Below are 19,382 nucleotides of genomic sequence, written 5' to 3'. Positions count from 1 at the left end.
ATCTTTGCGTTTAACTTAACAAATATCGTATTAATTTCAGGCGCCAGCTTTAGAAGGTCATTCGCTTAACCAAGTAATATCAATCCGATACCACACAGGCTAAAGCCTAAAACCAATAGCAGCATCTGCGGTTTGAAGAGCTTTAACGCACCAAAACCGAGCAAGACGATGGCCATATCTACACCAGATAACACCCCTTGGGTAAACACGGGTTGGTATAGCGCCGCCGCGAGTAATCCCACCACACAGGCATTGACACCGGCAAGCATGCCGGCAATCTTGGGTCTGGCGGCAATTGCATGCCAACTCTTTAAGCCCACCAGCATCAATAAAAATCCCGGTAAGAAGATAGCTAGAGTTGCGATAGCCGCGCCGACAAAGGGATTCTCAAGCATCATCTCGGCGCCAAGGAAGGTCGCAAAGGTGAACATAGGCCCAGGCACGGCTTGAGCAAAGGCATAGCCAGTGAGGAAGCGATCGCTACTCAGAGAATCGCCGACCGCAGTCTCAAGTAACGGCAGCACCACATGGCCGCCACCGAAGACTAAGCTGCCAGCGCGATAAAACTCACCGAAGATCCCAGCTTCAACACCAAGCTCTAAAGCAAAAAAGCTCCCCACAAACAAGGCGATAAATATGCCTAAGCTCAAGTAGTTCAAACGAATGGGGTCAGGTTTTTGAGACTCACTCTCGGTTGCACTCAAGAATGATAAGCCTAAGATCGCGGCAAGGATTAACAGCGCAATTTGGGTCCATAAGAACGGGAAAATCAGTATGCTCGCGGCGCTGCCAAGCATCAATAAGCGCGCGGTTTTGCGCTGGCAAAACTGGCTGAACATCGCCAGCACAGCATCCGCAACCACGACCACAGCCAACAGCTTTAAGCCATGGACTATGCCCTGCATATAATCGTTACCTACCCAAGCGGCGGTGGTTACGGCCAGCAGATACATCAATACAAAAGAAGGCAAGGTAAATCCGGCAAAGGCGGCTATGGCGCCGAGCAGTCCACCCCTATGGTAACCAATGGCAAAACCGACCTGACTCGAACCGGGTCCCGGCATAAATTGGCTTAAAGCCACTAAGCTGGCATAACGTTTATCATCAAGCCAACCGAGTTCGTTGACAAAGGTTTGTCGAAAATAGCCGATATGCGCCGCAGGTCCGCCAAAACTCATCAGCCCAAGGGTTAAAAAACGTAAGAATATCTGCAGCATATGCTTTGCCTTTCAATGCATAAAGTAAGCGAGATTATGCCATTAAAAAGACAATTTGATGAAAAGGAAATACTGTTACAGCGAAAGAGCGCTAAGCCATAGAAACAAAAAAGCCGGCAAAATCCATTTGCCGGCATCCTAAATTCAGGATAAATATCAATTGACTAGGAAGTTAAACCCATGATTAGTGAGTTTTTCTTCTTCTGATCAATGCCCCGAGAGCCAGTAGCATAGATAAACCACCTAAAGCACCACCGCTGCTTTCTTCAGACGGTGTTTCTGGTGTAGTCGGTGTTACAGGCGCAGTCGGTTCAACACCATCGGATTCAACGGTCAGCATAAAGCTAGTGCTCGCTGCATCGGCTGGGTTTTCCACATCACTCACAGTCACTGTGACTTCTACGTCGCCGTGGAAGTTAGCTTCTGGTGTAATAGTGATGCTTGAACCTGAAGTGTTGCCATTTACCACAGCGCTGATGTGCTCACCCGTTACGGTGATCTTGTTCACGCTGTTTTGCTCATCGGCAAACACAACCTTCAGACCTTCTAAGCTCGTGTTTTCCGCGATAGTTTGGTCGGCAATCGCACCAATGCTGATATTAGATGGCACAGTTACACTGTGGCTCATATTGATATCAGCCATACCATCGACTTGGCTAACCGCATCAACCGTCAGCACTTGGCCAGCAGCGGTGTTTTTAACTGTCGTCCAAGCCGTCACTTCAAATTGTGATGACTCTGGGCCAACGTAGTCGTAACAAATCACGAGACCATTGCTGACTTTGTCCTTCAGGTTATCGAAGGCGTATTGCTCACCGAGGTATTTCTGCAGTGGGCCATAGGCATACAGACCGCCTTGGAAGCCTTGCAGACCGATAGAACCACGACCATCTTGTGAACCAAAGTTGATATTGTCGTAGGCCATCATCATTTCGTATTCACCGTCACCGAAGCGGGTGTTCACGTTGAAGATAAGCTCGAAGTCGAATCTATCGTCCTTCTCTTCCCATTGGTAAACACGGTTTGCATCGTATCCTAATGGCTTGTAAGAACGAGCATTATCGTATTCCAAGATACCCCAACCGGTTTGAGTACTCGCGATAGAGATACCCGCACGTTCAGCTGATGTATTAACCAATGGCGCACTCAGAATATCTTGAGTCGCACCGGCACCTAGGCCAAATCCACGCCACAACATACCGATAGCAGCGTATGGGAAGCTGTTGTACGGGAAGATGTCATGGTACGGATAGAAGAATGGCTGCCCTTGGAATAAGGACACAATACCGTGGCCACGAATATCCAGTGAGTTTTGTTTATAGATGTTGATTTGGTCTTGGTTGTTATACAGGTGGAAACGATCATAAGTACCACCAAACACAGTGCTAATCGGTAAGGTAATACCGTTGCGATATAGGATGTTATTATCCTTACCGCTCAACGCTTTACCATTAGAACCATACTCAACAGGCGCAAAACCACTGAAGATTGGGTAGATAGCAAACTCTTCTAAGTTCACATAACCGCCCGGCTTCTTGTTACCAAAGTTTGGCGTGCGGCACATAGCGTCATCAATGTTAGTGGTGACGTTGTAACGTGGCTCAAGATCGCGGGTATCGGGTTGAATACCACTGATAGTCAGCTTGCCATTTTCCAGTTTCACATCCTTAACGATGGCACTCGAAGAAGTCAGTACATCTTCAGGGCGCAGGCTTAATCCAGCCGGAATGTTCGCAACTATGCTAAATGCACGGTCAACACCGGTATCGTTAGGTTGTACCTCGAAGGTAAATGGAATCTGGTCACCCGCTACCGCCGCCGTTTGGGTGGCGTCTAAGTGCACATCATCGATGCCGCGCTCGAGTTTAAAGGCGACTTTACCAATGTTCCCCGCGTTCACCTCTGAGGTTCCGAAGTCCAGTAACGAGTAATACACGTCACCTTCTTTCATCTCTGGCATATCCCAATTGACTTTAATATCAACAGGGTCGCGACCATTGCTCGCAGGTACTTCAACACTCATATCGCTGGCAACTTGGTCCATTACAACTGTCGTTGCATATTGGAAGGTTTCTTCCAGCGCATTGTGATAGTTGTTCGCCGCTGAGCCTTTTCTTGGGTTGTAGAACAACGCCCAATACTGACCTTCTTCTGGTTGGTTTATGTTACAGAAGTTGTTGTATTGGATGTGGTTAGACACGCAAAGCAACTCTTCGAAAGGATCGGCCTTACCGTTACCGTTATAGTCCTTACCGACATAAACAATGAGGTTTCCTTTATCTAAAGTCGCGCTGAGATCTGACTGAGTCGTACCGAAGGATTCAACGATTAAACGGCGAGCATTGGCTGGTACATCAATCATTTCCACATGGGTGGCTTCGTCAATACGCAGATCCATCGGGATCGTTAAATCGGTATTACTTGCCCAAGGGAAGTTACCATCGTCATCCTTTGGCAGCACCACGGTTTTCACATCCGCTTTTACTGGACTGAAAATACGGCCATGGATGTTGTCGCCCTCAGGTAAATCGATACCTTTGATCACAGTATTGGCATCATTACGGTGAGCCACTGCGCTTAAGCGTCCTGGCATGCCGTTTTTGTCGTATTTAAAGACCACAGGCCAGTGCGCCTCAGAGGCTTTGCCGCTCGCTTCGGTGAAGATCAGGTTTGAATGCAGTTCAACTTCGGCGTTACTGAACCAATCTTGAGTATCCATGATTGATGCTTCAACCACGATATCCATGGTCTCACCCGCGGCTAAGGTAAACTCGCTTGGTGACACTTTAATAGACACACCGTTTTGGACTAACTGTGAACGTGAATCCACGCTCCAGTTGATCACATCACCGTTAGTGACACTCCAAGTACCGTCTTTGGTCGCTTTAATGGTACGGATCCATTGACACTTAGGCTTACATTCGAAGTTCACTAATTGTGGGATGTTCAGCTTATGAACCGCGCCACCATTGTGTGGATCCGCCGCTTTAAAGCGCTCTACGGTTTCATCCATCACAAAGCCCGCATTCACCGCATTGGCCACGTTGATGCGGCCAGTACCCGCACGGTAAGTTGAGGCTAAAGCCACATCACCATTCTTGTCATCCAAGCGATAGTATTGCACTTTGTTTTCAGCCGTCATCGCCAATGCCGATTGGATTTCAGTTGCACTCCAACTTGGCTGAGCTTGGCGTAACAAGGCCATCGAACCCGCCACGTGTGGCGATGCCATTGAAGTCCCGCTTAAGAAGGCAAAGTCACCCGATGCAGGTGAACCACTAAATGGATGCTCATCGGCAAAGGCCGCATAGATGTTCACACCAGGCGCCGCAACCGCAGGGATCAACGCTTCTGGCGTCGATGGGCTTGGGCCACGAGAGGAGAATGCCGCTAACCAATCAGCACGCTCTGGGTCGATAGTGCGTTCGATGGTCGTGCCAGAAATGGTCAGCATGTGGTAGTTACCTTTTGCCAGCCAATCACTTAAGCCATAACCTGCCATGCCGTTATCATAACGACCGTCCCACTCTTCCTTAGTAATATGAATACTCGGAACTGAGTAAGAAGCCGTTGGCACCAGCGCATCACCGTTCGCATAGTTATACATGATCATGCCATCGGCGCCGCCCGCTTTGATGTTGTCCGCCTTCACGGAACGCGCAATACCAGCGGTGTCTGATAAGCTGTTACGCTTACAAACCACAATCACGTCGGTTGGATTACCGTCGCCATCTTTCAGGTCAAAGGTACCGGCAGGGAAAGGTTTAGCACAGTATTCATCACCAAAGGTTTTAGCGTTAACCACCATACCCGTGACTGGTGCCGCGTTGATCGCGCCGCCGACAATTTCGCTCCATTTTGGCGTTTCGCTGCCGCCCATAGGGTCAATCAGCTTAGTCGTGATTTCAACTTCGCGAGCGTGGGTGCTGGCCGCTACGTTCATTAACCAAGGTGATGCGTGGTCAATCAGACCAAAATATTCTTTATAACCCGCTGGTTGGCCTGAGTTACCCGCCGCCACTGCGACAGAAATACCGGCTTCGCGAGCAGATAAGAAGGCTAATTCCACATCATCTACCCAAGGGTTTGAATCTTGGCCACCGATGGAGAAGTTGATGACATCAACGCCATCGTTAATCGCATCTTCAATACCGGCAATCAGCGCCTCACCTGGACAACCTGCATTCAGCTGGTTATCCGGATGACACACTTGGTAAGCGACGATGTTCGCATGGGGAGCAACACCACTCATGCGTGGGAACAGATTCGATTTAATTACAGCGCCATCGGAAACGGCTTTGCCACCTTCTGGGCTAACATAATCCACATCCAGCAGCACGTTACCCGCTGCGGTAGAGGCAACGTGTGAGCCGTGGCCTTGATAGTCTTCACCTACTGCAGGGCGAGTCGCACCATAAACACCGCTGGTAAAATTATCGGTAATCACAGGATAAGAGCGAACGCCAATTAACTTGTCGTTACACATGGTCTCAAAACCGCTCTTGGTACAGTCACCTACGTAGTTACCGGCGCCCCAAGGGTTGCTGTGCTTATAACCATCGTCACCGACAGCGGCAAATGAGCGGTGATCTGAGTTAATCCCGGTATCGACGATACCAACAATAATCCCCTCGCCTTTGTAAGGCACGGCTTCAGTCGCTTCACCCGACCAAATCTTATCGGCTTGGATAAGCTCAGGGCCCGCATCCGAGAATAGCTCATAGTTTTTCGAGCGACGCACCGATGACACATTGGCTAACTGAGACACACGCTGCGCCTCTTCCTGCGTCATCGCCATCGAGAAACCGTTCACCGCATTGGTAAATTGTTGACGAACTTGGCGCGCACCGACGGTCGATTGAATATCGGCAATCACTTGTCTTTGGCTATCGAGTAAGCGGCTACGGTAGTTCTTTACCGCACTACTTGCAGGTTGTCCGGCAACGAATAATTTTTGGCTTGACGATTTCGCAACGGTTTTGCTGGCGTTGCTGCTAGCAAACAGTTCCGTACTCACTTGTGCCAGTGGTTTTTGGTTTAAGCGAACGATGTAGATCTGCTCACCGGTCAAACCTTCCTCATATTCGAATTTGTTAGCTTGAGGGGTAATTTGAAGGTTGAGCCCAACCCCTTGTACCGAATCATCTACCTCGGCTTGGGGGGCATTTAACTTTGCAATTTGTTCTGGTGTTAACTGCAAACCTTTAAGTTGATGTACATCGCCTATGCTAGCAGCAGCCTGCATAGCACCAGCACCATAAAGGGCGGCAGCAATAGTACAAGTTAGTATTTTAAGCTTCACTTTGCTTTCTCCATTATTGTTATCGCAAGCCGTTTATCACGGACAAGCTGCCTAGCGGCCAACCATCTAAGCATTCAAGCTGGAGAAAACAGCAACACTTTTACGTAGCATTTTGTACAATTTGTTAACACGGTAAAAACACATTTATTACACAAAGACTTACCGGCAAAGATGTAGCATTTTGTAGCACCATGAATAATTATGCTTAAATTCTGTGAACAAAATGATAGGCTGAGGCTCGTCTTAATGCGGTTTAGCAATGCATTTAAACAACATTGGGGATTATCTAAGAAGTGACAGTTAACGTCAGAAAACAATGCTTACCGCTCGTACTACTACTGAGTTGGTGCACCACACTGCAAGCTAAAGAAATTGAAACAGTTTCCGCCGGAGACTGGCAGATTTCCCTTGCCGCAGGTTATGGCGCACTCGAAAACCCAAGGGCAAAAGTTGAAAATATCAACACTTGGATACTGCCCACTTGGTATTACTACGGTGAGAACTTTTATGTCGAAAACTTCACCTTAGGTTATAGCCTGTACGAGTCAGAAAGCTTTATTGTCGACCTACAGACGCGTTTTAATGAGGACGGTTTTTTCTACGAATTCGATGGACTGAATAAACTATTACTGAGTGATATTTTAGGTTATACCCCAGTGAAGCAGCCCATCAATCCTAAAGTCGTCAAATTCGAGGAAATCGAACGCAATCTTTCCTACCTAGGTGGACTCAATGCCACTTGGGTGACGCCCTATCTCGATATTAGCCTAGGTTACTTCCACGATATTACCGGCGTTCACCAAGGTAACGAGATCCAGCTTAGACTCAAACGCAGTCAGGCGTTTTCATGGGGGGCGCTCGGCTTTGAGATTGGGGCAATTCGCAAGAGTGAAAACCTCGTCGGCTACTACTATCAGCTCACTAAAGAGGAAGAAGGCCCGCTGCGAACCAAATATCAACCCTCAGCCGCCATCAATTACCATGCCCGAAGCGTGGTCAATGTGCCCATTTTCGACAGCGTTAATTTTGTGGCTATACTCGAATATACTTGGTTAGGACAAGAAATCACTGACAGCGTATTGATAGATAAAGCTGGCTATGTTTCTGGATTTGTTGGAATTAGCTATGACTTCTAAGGCATACCATTCCAATTCGCTGTGGCTCACCTACTGCACCTATTGCAGCTTAATGATCGCTTGTTTCGTCAGCCTATCTTGCCTCGCCGACGAATTGAGGATCACACCAAATACCTGTGCAGTGACACTAGAAAAGCCCGACTGCCACTTAGACTTACTGATTGAATATCAATCGGATATTCCGCAATCACTCTGTGTATGGCTCACGACAGAAACCGTTGCTATCGCCTGCTTTCAAGATAGGCTCGATTTTAAATACCAAATACAACTGACCTTAGCGAAAGATACCTTGTTCGAACTCAGGGATCCCAAAAACAATAGCTTAGTGACCACCGCATTAGTCAAAGTCGCTAAGTTTGAACCCGCCAACCCCAGAAGACGTCGTGGACTGAACTGGAACTTATTATGACAAGCGCGCCAATGCCTGAACCCTTATCGCAAATCCTGTTAATTGAAGACGACCAACCCCTTGCCGAACTGGTCTGCACTTATTTAACCCAAGAAGGTTACAAGCTTATCCATTTAGATAATGCCGAAGACGCGCTGATCCGCCGGGATACCGATGAGTTTGACCTGATCATTTGTGATGTCATGCTGCCAGGGCAAGATGGCTTTAGTATTTACCCGCAGTTAGCGGCGAGTTATCCCTGCCCGATTATCTTCCTGACGGCGCTCGATAATCATGCCGACCAAATTCGAGGATTAAATCTTGGCGCCTGCGATTACTTGCTCAAACCCGTAGTACCGCCTTTACTACTGGCGCGGATTAAGGCTAACCTGCGCAAACAGCAATCCAGCAGTAGCCGCAGTAAACTTAAGTTACACGACCTATTTTTAGACCCCAACCTACAACAAGTGAATCTGGGTGATGAAGCCTTATCTTTTACCACTAAGGAGTTTTCACTGCTGTGGATTTTCGCCCTGCACGCCGGCAAAGTGCTGTCGCGGGAGTTTTTATTCGAACAACTCGTGGGCCGCGAATATGATGGTTTAGACAGAGCTATCGACTTAAAAATCAGCCGCCTACGTAAACGTTTAGATGAGCTGAATGTACCGGGACTGGCCATAACGACTATTCATGGGAAAGGTTATTTATTCAATTACTTGCCAACCCAAGGTCGGACCTAATCCAAATGAAATTTCAGTTCTACCGCTTGTTTATCTTTTTACTGCTGTCCTGCGGAATCGTGATCTGGAGCTTTGGTCAGCTCGCCGAGCATTTCGCCCACGACGAATACAACTACCAAATCGATGTCGACGACCTACTGCAAAATTATGATGAGCAACTACCTAAGATAAAACGCATTCCCGTTGCCTCTCTCTCGCTGCCAGAAAATTTGCAATCCTCACTGCAACAGGGGGCGACAATCGCCCTGCGCCATAGCAGTAATGAGCTCTATTATTATCGCCTCGATAAGGATAGCAGCCATATCTTAGTGCTAGGCCCAGTGCAAACACCTGTGCCAAAGGAGCGCAATACCAGTTTGATTTTATTGGGGTTATATTCATCACTCTGCTTGGTTGCCCTCTGGTGGATTTGGCCAGTATTTCGGGATCTTAACCATTTGCAGCAGGCCGCTATCGAATTTGGCCAAGCCCCGCGTAAACGACCTCAGGATATCCATAAACACTCGGCAATTTTCCCGCTTGCTAAGGCTTTTAACAGTGTCAGCCACCAAATCGTCGACTTTATCCAGATGCACAAGGAGCTGTCCCGCACCATCTCCCACGAGGTACGCACGCCTCTTGCGCGAATGCGCTTTGCACTGGAAATTATTCGGCCACAAATCGATGCAAATTACGCTAACCGCTTAAATGAAGATATCGATGATATTGAACAACTTGCAGCGAATTATCTGTCTTTTGCTCGCCTAGAGCATAAGGAAGAAACCCTCAGCCAAGAATCACAATCCATTGAATTATTTATGGAAAAATTGGCCCACAAATATGCTATCTACCAGCCTAAGTTTAATATTGTGTTTCACTATGAGGCGCAGCAGGCCCACTTCGACCCGATTGCGATGACGATTGCGATTCAAAACCTTGTCCAAAATGCTATGCGTTTCGCCCAACATGACATCCATGTCCACTTCCATCAGCAAGGTGGCATAAATCGGATCAGTGTCGAGGATGATGGTCCAGGATTTGAGGGTAAAGGCAAAAAACTGGTGGCCGCCTTCGAGCGGGATAGCCAGCAGAGCGATACCAGTGGCTATGGTTTAGGCTTGTATATCGTCAAGAAAATTGCCACTTGGCATTATGGCACACTGGAGTTAAGCCGCTCACAGGCCTTAGGCGGCGCCGAAATCAGCATTAGCTGGGACGATGCCTTAACGCCTAAAGCCGAAACTGACGCCGAGTAATTGAGTGCTGAGGTTTAGTCTTTCACTAATAGCGCTAACACTTCGAAGTGATCCGAGTGAGGAAAAAGATCGAATAACTGCACCTTAGTTAACCGATAGCCACGGATATGGCCGAGATCTTTGGCTAAGGTTTTAGGATTGCAGCTGGAATACAAAATCGCCTTAGGCGCAAACTCACTTAAGGATTGGCACAGAGACTCACCAATCCCGCGGCGCGGTGGATTGACAATAATCAACTCTGGCTTCGTTTGCGCCGCCTCGCCCTTGGCAAAGTCGGTGGAATCGAGCGCCATAAACTCTACTTTATCCAATCCCATCAACTGCGCCGACATCTTAGCGCAGGCAATAGCCTCGGCCTCAATTTCAATCCCCGTTAGCGGAATTTCCTTGCTAGCACAGTGCAAACCAAAGCCGCCCACACCACAGAATAAGTCCCAAAGGGAAGCTGGCGCGAAGTCGGCCACCCACTCACGGGCGGTTTGATATAGCTTAGCCGCCACCTGCGGATTGGTTTGAAAAAAACTCTTGGGACGAATAAACAAAGGCACATCGTTAAAGCACTCTTCGAGGCGAGTATTTTCGGTGAGGAAAATCTCCTCCTCACCTTCCAAGATAGCCATATGAATAGGTTGCAAATTGACGGAGACGACTTTGATCTGCGGATATTCCGCCATCAGCGCTGGCAATTCACGCTCAATACGGGCGATGGCATCCCGCGAGCGCAGCACAAACCGCAACATATATTCGCCACGCACTTGACTGCGCGTCAGTAGGATAAATTTAAGCTCGCCCTTGGCCCTATCGACACGGTAAGGCGGAATGCCAGCCTGCTGTACAAAGCGCTCTAAACGGTGAAGCAAGGCTTGCATATCAGCAGGATACAACAGGCAGTCACACAGGCTCACCGCTTCGCCGCTGGGGCTAACAATCCCCAACACGGGGGCGTGAGCAGCGCCCAAGGCGACCATTTTCGCCTTGTTACGAAAACCGCTGCTGTCACCCACAACCGGAGGTAAAAACTGCGGTTCGGTCTTATCGACAAAAGGCGCTAACAATTGCTGCAATTCTTGGGTTTTAGCCGCCAGTTGCTGCGCCATAGGGAGCTTAATATGGCGACAGGATTGGCATTGGCCTCGTTCAAAATACCCACATTGTACTAATGTACTCACAGCATCGTACCCACAGCAGTGCCCGTCTATCTTATCTATTGAGATGGCGAGTGAAATTTGGATGACAACTGAAGCATAACAAACACATTAAGGCCCCAGTCAAAAAGCGCCACACTTTAGCGTTTTTACGCCGAAAAATCACCTTGAAGTGCAGCATTGGCCTATAGTCCGGCTCAGATTAACTTAATCTCAGGCTATCTATATCGGCGATGGTAGTGCGTTTTCCGAGTTTTTGTTCAACCCACTCAAGCACTTCGGCAGAGGTGCTTCTAAAAGTGGTGAGCTTTCCGCCGTAGAGACTCAATAATCTTGGATGAGAAACTGAGGTTTGCATTAGGGTATCCCTTGGGCGCTCAAAGGCAGAGCTCGCTTGCTTAGGTAATACCCTCACACCGCAAAAGGTCTGCACTATCTTGGTTTTGAGTTCATCAATGGATTGCGACAGAGGAAAGTAGTGCCGATAAATCCCTAAGAGATAATTTATTTCGGACTCTGTTACTTGGGGTGGTGAGTCTAAAGATGTCAGTACAGTTTCCGTGGTGCCAATCAGCATTTGACCATACCAAGGCATCACAAAAATCACCCGCTTATCGAAGCAAGATTCTAAATATAAGATGCCGTCGGGGGCGGGTAAATCCAGCAGTAAATGCGCGCCCTGCACCCAATCAAGTTCGACACCTGCCAGTGGCGGTGACACCTTTGCAATCACCTCATTCACCCAAGGACCGGCGGCATTAATCACCAGCTTAGCGTCAATCTGTTGCACTTCGCCGCGATGGCGAAAGCTTAGGTCAATCTGCTCACCCAGATGATTGAGCTGTAAAAACTCCGCCTCGGCATACACATGGGCGCCCAATGCCTCGGCACTTCGCGCCACCGCTTGCGTCAGCAATTTATCGTCGGTTTGCGCGTCCCAATACTGGAACACGGCCTTCAAACCTTGGAGTTTAAGCCCGTTAAAACGATGCCAATGCACGGCGGGAATAGATACAAAGCGGCCAAGCGGATCAAATTCACTGAGTAGCGCGTACAGACTCAAGCCCGCCCGAATTGTCCAAGGGTTACGCTGACTGTCTTGATAGACGGGAATATAAAAAGGCACGGCTTTGACTAAGCTTGGCGCGAAGTCGAGCAAATGGCGCCGCTCCTGCAAGGATTTGCGCACCAAGTTCACTTGCCCGCTTTCAAGATATCGCAACCCACCGTGGATCAACTTGCTGGAATTGGCCGAGGTTTGGCCGCCAATCTCACCTTTTTCGATAAGCAGGGTCGAATACCCTGCTGCCGCCGCATATTGGGCGATACCGACACCACTGATCCCACCACCGATAATTGCAATATCGTATGAACTCATATCGGCTTTATCCATCCCAGCGCCTTAATGGTGCGTTTATCCATGTTCCACTCCCTTGCTATCACAGATTGGGGCTCACACTATTCGATACTGGCGTGCAATTGCTTTAAGGCTTTGTCACACATGGATTTTAGCGCCTTAAGATCTTCTATCTCAGCACCGATTTTACAGCGCATCAGATGCGGGATCTCACTCGCCTCAAGCTTTAGCGCCTGCCCGGCACTTGTCAGAGACAATACCCGAACCCTTTCATCCTGGTCGCTGCGTCCACGGCTCACCAATCCCTTCGACTCTAAACGTTTTAACAGAGGCGTCAACGTACCCGAATCGAGGAACAATTTATCCCCTAAGGTCTTTACGCTGATCCCCTGCTCCTGCCACAACACTAGCATGACCAAGTATTGGGGATAGGTTAAATCCAACTTATCGAGCATAGGACGATAGGCGCGCACCATGGCATTGGCTGCGCTGTAAAGAGAGAAACACACCTGATTCTCTAAACATAAGGCATTGTCTGCTTGGGTATTTTCCGCCGTATCCGACGTTTTATCTAAGGATGTTAACTCTGAATTAGGCATAGTCTTACCAAAAAACTTAAATATATTGCGCACAATATACTTGCATTCAGGGTAAAAATCGAATTATAGTTTATCACAATTGAATTGCGCACAATTTAAATTACTATTTATCACTATGAGGAACGAAATATGAAAACATTATATGAAACCCGTGCTACCGCCAGAGCCGGTCGCCAAGGCCAAGTCAGTACCGATGATGGTTTACTCGATGTTGCACTCGCCTATCCAAAGGCGATGGGCGGAAGTGGATTAGCAACCAACCCTGAGCAACTGTTTGCAGCGGGTTATGCGGCCTGTTTCTCTAATGCGGTTTTACACGTAGCCAAAATCGGCAAAGTGGCTATTACTGAAGCACCAGTCAGCGCTGTGGTAGGTATTGGCGCCAATGATGCGGGAGGCTTTGCCTTAACCGTCGCCCTGGAGGTGAATCTTGACCTTCCCCAAGCCGAGGCCGAAGCCTTAGTGCGTCATGCCCATCAAGTGTGTCCATACTCCAACGCCACACGCAATAATATCGATGTAAAACTGAGTGTTAATGGCGCGGCGTTAAACTAAGCCCATAAGACAACAGTCACTATCGTCTAAAAAGCACCTCAGGGTGCTTTTTAGTTATCTGCCGCGAATCGCCCTTCCCATAAACCTGCCTAACTTCCCAAAAAACAGCTAATCGCGAGTTAACTAACATTTCTTAATGCTCAATTTAATCAAGGGGATTGAATTCAGTAGAGTAGTAGTCAGAGAACCGTTTAAATACCTATAACCCCACGATTGTGGAGGCGCCATGACTAAATACTTAACCAAATTCGCTCTGCTATGCTCCCTTGCTCTGGCCATGCTGAGCACACCAAGCTGGGCCGAAGAAACCCATAACCCGGACCAAACTTGGCATTATGTGAATGCCCAAGGTGAGCTGAAGATCAAGCTCTACTTCTTTTGGTCGAAAACCTGCCCGCACTGCGCCGAGGCCCATCCCTTTATCGACTCACTGCCGCAGAAATATCCTTGGATAGAACTCGAATCCCATATGGTTTCAGCCCCTGGCGTGCAGGATATTTGGCAAAATATTGCCTCCCAAACTACGACAGAGGCTCGCTCTGTGCCTTATATGGCTAGCTGCGAGAAAGCCATTGTCGGTTATTCCAGCGAGGCGGTGACCGGTGAGTTTTTAGTGAATCGCTTGAAGAACTGTTACTTATCCCTAGGCGGCCAGCTGGGCGAAGCGGATATGCCAACCACAGGGACAACGGCTGCAGCGCCCACCAATAGTGAACCCCTGTTTGGCACCTGTGGAACCGACTCTGGCGAAGGCACCTGTGATGCCACCAGCCTTGCGAGTAACGATCAAGCCGAAGTGCAGCCCGTTGAGTTACCACTTGTGGGTGTAGTGACGCCCGAGACCATGTCACTTCCCTTGCTAACTTTAGTGCTGGCGGGTGTCGATGCCTTTAACCCCTGCGCCTTCTTCGTGCTGCTGTTTTTATTGTCGATTATGGTTAACGCTAAGAGCCGCAGCCGCATGCTGTTAGTCGGCGGCATCTTCGTGTTCTTCTCTGGCTTTATTTACTTCCTGTTTATGACGGCCTGGCTAAACATCTTCCAATTGTTAGGCGCGGGCAGCGATGGCGGGATGATCATTCTTGCCGCAGGGATCTTAGCCTTGATCGCAGGCACGATAAACGTGAAGGATTACTTCTTCACTAAGGGTGACGTCACCCTGTCGATGTCGGCTGAAAACCGCACTAGCCTTATCAAACGCATGGGTAAACTGTCGAACTCCAGCAGCTTAGGCGCGCTGATTGTCGGCTCAACCGTGCTGGCCATTTTAGCCAATGCCTACGAGCTACTCTGTACTGCGGGCTTCCCGATGATTTATACCAGCGTGCTATCCATGCATAATTTGCCTGATATCGAGCGCTATATGTATTTGGTTTTATACAATATTGTCTATGTGATCCCACTGGCGATTATTGTGATTGTGTTTAGTGCGACCTTAGGTAAACGCAAACTAACCGAAAAAGAAGGTCAAGCACTCAAGCTGATGTCCGGTGTGATGATGTTTGGTATGGGTGTCGCGCTAGTGTTAGATCCCACGGCGTTGCAGAGTGTTGGGCTGGCACTGGGATTAATTCTAGGCTCATTGGGCTTGACCGCCATCATAGTACTCAGTCGCAAGTTGCTCACGGCAAAAGCCAATAAAACGGCATAAGCATTAGCTGGGTTTTGGATTGGCAAACTCGGGATAAAGGACTAAAGTAAAACCTGAGCCTGCCGATACAAAGACTCAGCTTTCAATTGAGGTTAGTTATGTCTATTTCACTGAACACCCAAGCTATCACGCCTAACTTAGAAAATGGTGCCGTTGGCGTTAAAGTGGCGCAGTTAGCCAAAGAGCAGCAAAAGGCGGAAGGTCAAATTGCCGTTGATTTAATTAACGCAGCCGCACCTCAACCCGTGGGAAATACCGGTCACAATATCAACACTACGGCCTAATCGACTCGCAATAGCACCCGCAAGAGATTGATAAAAAAAGCGCCCCGAATATCGGGGCGCTTTTTTGTTTAAGGCATTTGAATGAAGTTTTGCCATTTAAGCGGGCTAACCTAAGGCTCTACCCGACTCAGCCCTAAGAAAAGGCATTACCATTGACATGCATAATGGTGAATGTCCACACCACAAACGCGAGTGGAATATGCACTAAGGCATAGAAGCATTGATCAAGCCGACTCATTCCCTTGGCCAGCCAAATCAAATACAGATGTAGGCCAATCACCACGGGAAACAACATAAATAACGGATACAAGGCAAAAGGGCTGGCATCGGCTAATAGGCTGTGACTCAACAGCGCCCAAGCCACCATCAGCGCCGTGGTTAAAGGTGGCGTGGCAACACGATACTGCTCTGGATACGGGAACATCCTTGGCCTCTTACACTTCTTCAATACTGATACGGTCAGTCGCCCCGCGATGGGGTGACGTCTAGGGTTTTCGTGCGATTAGCTGCGCCTTGGCACTTTCAGTACCCGCAGCATCGCTTAACCGACCTTCAAAGTAATGCAAAGGTTGCCAGTTAGCAAATACGGATTGCAGTTCGTTCTCTGTGAGTAAAAAATCAGGGTTACGAGGTCGACCAATTTGCGCCTGTTGCCAAGTAAAGGTCTCATACACAATCAGTCCACCGGATTTTAGGCTCGCAGCGATTTGCGGAAATAGTGGTCGATGTAAGTAATTAAAGACTAATACAATATCAAATGACTCTTGGGGTAACGGAGGCGCGCTGCCGTCTTCTAAATTCCATTGCCATTGATGTGCTTTGTCGTGTGTCAGCTCGGCTAAGGCACTCAAACCCTGGTCGATAAAGGTCACTTCACAACCTTGGGAGAGAAACCACAGACCATTTCGGCCCGAACCGCAGGCTAAATCCAATACCTTAAGCCCTGTAAGCTCAGGCCATGAAAACTGGGTAATTAAGCTCGAGGCCGTGCTGAGTGTGGCGTGTGTCATCCCTTTATCTCTTTTTTAGTGTCTATCTGTTTGCGATGCACTATCGAATAGTGCCTCAGCCCCGATGGGCCATGGGATACTATCACAGATAAAAATAACACTAAGATAAACAGTTCTGGCTTGTAGTTGGCAAGCGGCACAAACAGGCAAAGCAGCCCTAATTTCCCGAGGGTTAACACCCCCTTGAGCTGAATTAACCAACGCCAATCTCGAATAATTTCCCACAACATCAATATGCTGCCAGTAATCATCGCCAGATACCAATAATTGAGCCATAGGGATTTCTCAACGGAAAGTAATATTCCGCCGCCCGCTCCAGCAATCCCCAATATATGTAAAGCTCTTAGGGTTGTTTTACTCAGCCGCTGTACCCAAAAACGTTTTTCAGACATCTGCTGCCTTGCCATAGATTTAACCCCTTAGCACCACTCAAGTAACATTTTGGAAAAAATATATTATATTTTCTCAAAAAACACTGGTGAGATTTGATTATTTACTGAATACTCACAGGATAAATATTCGAATATTTACACTAAATAATCAAACCGAAAAATAAACATATAAATTAGCACGTTAAAATAAATCACCCGTACAACGCATTATTTTCCCACAATAATTCAGCAATGATAATTTAGCCCATCAAAATATGTTAACTCACGCAAGTTATACCGTATTCACTGAGTGATTAACTTCAATTTCGTTAATATTTTCAGCCATATTGCACATTTCAATTATGTAATTTTCACTGTAACAATCGTTATGTGACCTAAGCACGCATATACCTCTTTAGATAGTGGTAACTTTGTTCATGGAGAATACTCTAAAAGCGCGTGAGCTACGTAAAATATAAATATCACGCCATGATGAATAACCCTTATTAAGTAGATGAAATGTACGGCGGAGGAACGATTATGTTCACAAGAAAGATTCAAAAAACAGCACTAGCCATGCTGATCTCTGGCGCAATGGCAGGCACAGCCTATGCCGCGCCAGAAGTACTAGCCGATTTTCACGGTGAAATGGGCGGTTGCGATAGCTGCCACGTATCAGACAAAGGTGGCGTGACCAACGACAACCTGACCCATGAAAATGCCCAATGCGTTAGCTGCCACGGTGATTTAAAAGAACTGGCTGCAGCAGCGCCAAAAGATAAAGTTTCTCCGCACAAATCTCACTTAATTGGTGAAATCGCTTGTACCAGCTGCCATAAAGGCCACGAAAAATCAGTTACTTACTGTGACGCTTGCCACAGCTTCGGCTTCGACATGCCATTTGGCGGCAAGTGGGAACGTAAGTTTGTGCCTGTTGATGCAGACAAAGCGGCTCAAGATAAAGCCATCGCCGCTGGCGTAAAAGAAACCACTGACGTCGTGGTTATCGGTTCAGGTGGTGCAGGTCTTGCGGCCGCCGTTTCAGCCCGTGATGCTGGCGCGAAAGTGATCCTGTTAGAAAAAGAACCTATCCCAGGTGGTAACACTAAACTGGCTGCTGGCGGTATGAACGCTGCAGAAACTAAGCCACAGGCTAAGTTAGGTATCGAAGATAAGAAGCAAATCATGATCGACGACACCATGAAAGGTGGTCGTAACATCAACGATCCTGAATTAGTGAAAGTTCTGGCCAACAACTCTTCAGACTCTATCGATTGGTTAACCTCTATGGGTGCCGACATGACTGACGTGGGCCGTATGGGTGGCGCAAGCGTTAACCGTAGTCACCGTCCAACCGGTGGTGCGGGTGTGGGCGCACACGTTGCACAAGTGCTGTGGGACAACGCCGTTAAACGTGGTACTGACATTCGTTTAAACAGCCGTGTTGTACGCATCCTTGAAGATGCAAGCGGTAAAGTGACCGGTGTTTTAGTGAAAGGTGAATACACTGGCTACTATGTGATCAAAGCCGATGCAGTCGTGATTGCTGCTGGTGGTTTTGCGAAAAACAATGATCGCGTCGCTAAGTACGATCCTAAGTTAAAAGGCTTTAAAGCGACTAACCACCCAGGTGCAACTGGTGACGGCTTAGACGTTGCGCTGCAAGCGGGCGCTGCAACTCGTGACTTAGAATACATCCAAGCTCACCCAACTTACTCACCAGCCGGTGGTGTGATGATCACCGAAGCGGTACGTGGTAACGGTGCCATCGTGGTTAACCGTGACGGTAACCGCTTTATGAACGAAATCACTACCCGCGATAAAGCGTCAGCTGCGATTCTGCAACAAAAAGGCGAAAGCGCTTACCTCGTATTCGATGACTCTATCCGTAAGAGCTTAAAAGCCATCGAAGGCTATGTTCACTTGAACATCGTTAAAGAAGGTAAAACCATCGAAGATTTAGCGAAACAACTCGATGTGCCTGCCGCTGAACTGGCGAAAACCGTTACTTCTTACAACGGTTTTGTGAAATCAGGCAAAGACACTCAATTCGAACGTCCAAACCTGCCACGTGAAATCGCCACAGCGCCTTTCTATGCCTTAGAAATCGCACCAGCGGTTCACCACACTATGGGTGGTATCGTTATCGATACTCAAGCCGAAGTGAAGAGTGAAAAAACCGGCAAACCTATCAGCGGTTTATACGCCGCAGGTGAAGTGACTGGTGGTGTTCACGGTGCTAACCGTTTAGGTGGTAACGCCATCTCTGATATCGTGACCTACGGCCGCATCGCGGGTGCATCTGCCGCTAAATACGCGAAAGACCACTAGTATCAAACGTTTCTAGGTTAAGGGACTAACCTAAGGCTCACATAGCACGACCCATGGGAGC

16 protein-coding genes are annotated in these 19,382 nt (G+C 48.1%); 8 read left to right on the top strand and 8 right to left on the bottom strand.

From position 1 onward, the window contains the following. Window positions 1-65: 65 nt before the first annotated feature. Complete coding sequence (gene chrA / locus B5P39_RS02190) at window positions 66-1,217, bottom strand: chromate efflux transporter (RefSeq protein WP_088210292.1); 1,152 nt, start codon at window positions 1,215-1,217, stop codon at window positions 66-68. A 184-nt stretch (window positions 1,218-1,401) separates the two neighbouring features. Continuing rightward, entirely contained in the window at window positions 1,402-6,519 is a 5,118-nt protein-coding gene (locus B5P39_RS02185) for a S8 family serine peptidase (protein ID WP_088210291.1), read from the bottom strand. A gap of 293 nt (window positions 6,520-6,812) precedes the next feature. Between B5P39_RS02185 and B5P39_RS02180 the strand changes: the two genes are divergently transcribed. Genes B5P39_RS02180 through B5P39_RS02165 form a run of 4 tightly spaced genes read left to right on the top strand, consistent with a single transcriptional unit; the run spans window position 6,813 to window position 10,018 of the window. Next, entirely contained in the window at window positions 6,813-7,655 is an 843-nt protein-coding gene (locus B5P39_RS02180; protein ID WP_088210290.1) for a MipA/OmpV family protein, read from the top strand. After that, entirely contained in the window at window positions 7,645-8,064 is a 420-nt protein-coding gene (locus tag B5P39_RS02175) for a DUF3019 domain-containing protein (protein ID WP_011718111.1), read from the top strand. The genes B5P39_RS02180 and B5P39_RS02175 overlap by 11 nt, the downstream gene beginning before the upstream one ends. Then, complete coding sequence (locus B5P39_RS02170; protein WP_011718112.1) at window positions 8,061-8,783, top strand: response regulator transcription factor; 723 nt, start codon at window positions 8,061-8,063, stop codon at window positions 8,781-8,783. Before B5P39_RS02175 ends, B5P39_RS02170 begins: the two co-directional genes overlap by 4 nt. 5 nt (window positions 8,784-8,788) lie before the next feature. Beyond that, window positions 8,789-10,018 (top strand): ATP-binding protein, encoded by a 1,230-nt coding sequence (locus B5P39_RS02165; RefSeq protein WP_088210289.1) that lies wholly within the window; start codon window positions 8,789-8,791, stop codon window positions 10,016-10,018. A gap of 14 nt (window positions 10,019-10,032) precedes the next feature. Here the strand turns inward: B5P39_RS02165 and rlmC are convergent, their stop codons facing one another. From rlmC to ohrR, 3 genes are all read right to left on the bottom strand, one after another. Next, window positions 10,033-11,187: a 23S rRNA (uracil(747)-C(5))-methyltransferase RlmC gene (rlmC, locus tag B5P39_RS02160; protein ID WP_088210288.1), complete on the bottom strand. Its 1,155-nt coding sequence runs from the start codon at window positions 11,185-11,187 to the stop codon at window positions 10,033-10,035. A gap of 178 nt (window positions 11,188-11,365) precedes the next feature. Further along, window positions 11,366-12,541 carry a glycerol-3-phosphate dehydrogenase/oxidase gene (locus B5P39_RS02155; protein ID WP_088210399.1) on the bottom strand — a complete coding sequence of 392 codons (1,176 nt, stop codon included), beginning with the start codon at window positions 12,539-12,541 and terminating at the stop codon, window positions 11,366-11,368. A gap of 80 nt (window positions 12,542-12,621) precedes the next feature. Continuing rightward, entirely contained in the window at window positions 12,622-13,119 is a 498-nt protein-coding gene (ohrR, locus tag B5P39_RS02150; RefSeq protein WP_088210287.1) for a hydroperoxide resistance transcriptional regulator OhrR, read from the bottom strand. A gap of 129 nt (window positions 13,120-13,248) precedes the next feature. On the opposite strand from ohrR, the gene B5P39_RS02145 reads away from it, so the two are divergent. The 3 genes from B5P39_RS02145 to B5P39_RS02135 all read left to right on the top strand — a co-directional run bounded on the left by B5P39_RS02145 (window position 13,249) and on the right by B5P39_RS02135 (window position 15,609). Then, the gene (locus B5P39_RS02145; protein ID WP_011627089.1) at window positions 13,249-13,674 is read left to right on the top strand and encodes an organic hydroperoxide resistance protein; all 426 of its coding nucleotides are present in this window, start codon (window positions 13,249-13,251) and stop codon (window positions 13,672-13,674) included. Between the two features lie 226 nt (window positions 13,675-13,900). Beyond that, a complete protein-coding gene (locus B5P39_RS02140; RefSeq protein ID WP_088210286.1) occupies window positions 13,901-15,325 on the top strand; it encodes a cytochrome C biosynthesis protein in 1,425 nt (474 codons plus the stop codon). Between the two features lie 98 nt (window positions 15,326-15,423). Further along, a complete protein-coding gene (locus B5P39_RS02135) occupies window positions 15,424-15,609 on the top strand; it encodes a hypothetical protein (RefSeq protein ID WP_011718119.1) in 186 nt (61 codons plus the stop codon). Window positions 15,610-15,742: 133 nt separating this feature from the next. Here the strand turns inward: B5P39_RS02135 and B5P39_RS02130 are convergent, their stop codons facing one another. From B5P39_RS02130 to B5P39_RS02120, 3 genes are all read right to left on the bottom strand, one after another. Further along, entirely contained in the window at window positions 15,743-16,033 is a 291-nt protein-coding gene (locus B5P39_RS02130; RefSeq protein ID WP_011621606.1) for a hypothetical protein, read from the bottom strand. Between the two features lie 61 nt (window positions 16,034-16,094). After that, window positions 16,095-16,619 (bottom strand): class I SAM-dependent methyltransferase, encoded by a 525-nt coding sequence (locus B5P39_RS02125; protein WP_088210285.1) that lies wholly within the window; start codon window positions 16,617-16,619, stop codon window positions 16,095-16,097. Beyond that, window positions 16,616-17,026 carry a hypothetical protein gene (locus B5P39_RS02120; protein WP_011718121.1) on the bottom strand — a complete coding sequence of 137 codons (411 nt, stop codon included), beginning with the start codon at window positions 17,024-17,026 and terminating at the stop codon, window positions 16,616-16,618. Before B5P39_RS02120 ends, B5P39_RS02125 begins: the two co-directional genes overlap by 4 nt. 504 nt (window positions 17,027-17,530) lie before the next feature. Here B5P39_RS02120 and fccA point away from each other — a divergent pair. After that, window positions 17,531-19,321, top strand: coding sequence for a fumarate reductase flavoprotein subunit FccA (fccA, locus tag B5P39_RS02115; protein WP_088210284.1), 1,791 nt, complete (start codon window positions 17,531-17,533; stop codon window positions 19,319-19,321). The last annotated feature ends 61 nt before the right edge of the window (window positions 19,322-19,382 follow it).

This window comes from Shewanella sp. Shew256, assembly GCF_002196695.1.
Lineage (GTDB): Bacteria > Pseudomonadota > Gammaproteobacteria > Enterobacterales > Shewanellaceae > Shewanella > Shewanella mangrovisoli.
The sequence above is the reverse complement of the archived record's forward strand: the minus strand, read 5'-3'. Positions and strand labels throughout refer to the sequence as shown.

Coding starts and splice junctions, on each gene's coding strand:
- B5P39_RS02175 (WP_011718111.1), top strand. CDS start 7,645: ATGACTTCTAAGGCATACCATTCCAATTCGCTGTGGCTCACCTACTGC.
- B5P39_RS02155 (WP_088210399.1), bottom strand. CDS start 12,541: ATGAGTTCATACGATATTGCAATTATCGGTGGTGGGATCAGTGGTGTC.
- B5P39_RS02125 (WP_088210285.1), bottom strand. CDS start 16,619: ATGACACACGCCACACTCAGCACGGCCTCGAGCTTAATTACCCAGTTT.
- B5P39_RS02135 (WP_011718119.1), top strand. CDS start 15,424: ATGTCTATTTCACTGAACACCCAAGCTATCACGCCTAACTTAGAAAAT.
- fccA (WP_088210284.1), top strand. CDS start 17,531: ATGTTCACAAGAAAGATTCAAAAAACAGCACTAGCCATGCTGATCTCT.
- B5P39_RS02130 (WP_011621606.1), bottom strand. CDS start 16,033: ATGTTCCCGTATCCAGAGCAGTATCGTGTTGCCACGCCACCTTTAACC.
- B5P39_RS02140 (WP_088210286.1), top strand. CDS start 13,901: ATGACTAAATACTTAACCAAATTCGCTCTGCTATGCTCCCTTGCTCTG.
- ohrR (WP_088210287.1), bottom strand. CDS start 13,119: ATGCCTAATTCAGAGTTAACATCCTTAGATAAAACGTCGGATACGGCG.
- B5P39_RS02165 (WP_088210289.1), top strand. CDS start 8,789: ATGAAATTTCAGTTCTACCGCTTGTTTATCTTTTTACTGCTGTCCTGC.
- B5P39_RS02170 (WP_011718112.1), top strand. CDS start 8,061: ATGACAAGCGCGCCAATGCCTGAACCCTTATCGCAAATCCTGTTAATT.
- B5P39_RS02145 (WP_011627089.1), top strand. CDS start 13,249: ATGAAAACATTATATGAAACCCGTGCTACCGCCAGAGCCGGTCGCCAA.
- B5P39_RS02120 (WP_011718121.1), bottom strand. CDS start 17,026: ATGGCAAGGCAGCAGATGTCTGAAAAACGTTTTTGGGTACAGCGGCTG.
- chrA (WP_088210292.1), bottom strand. CDS start 1,217: ATGCTGCAGATATTCTTACGTTTTTTAACCCTTGGGCTGATGAGTTTT.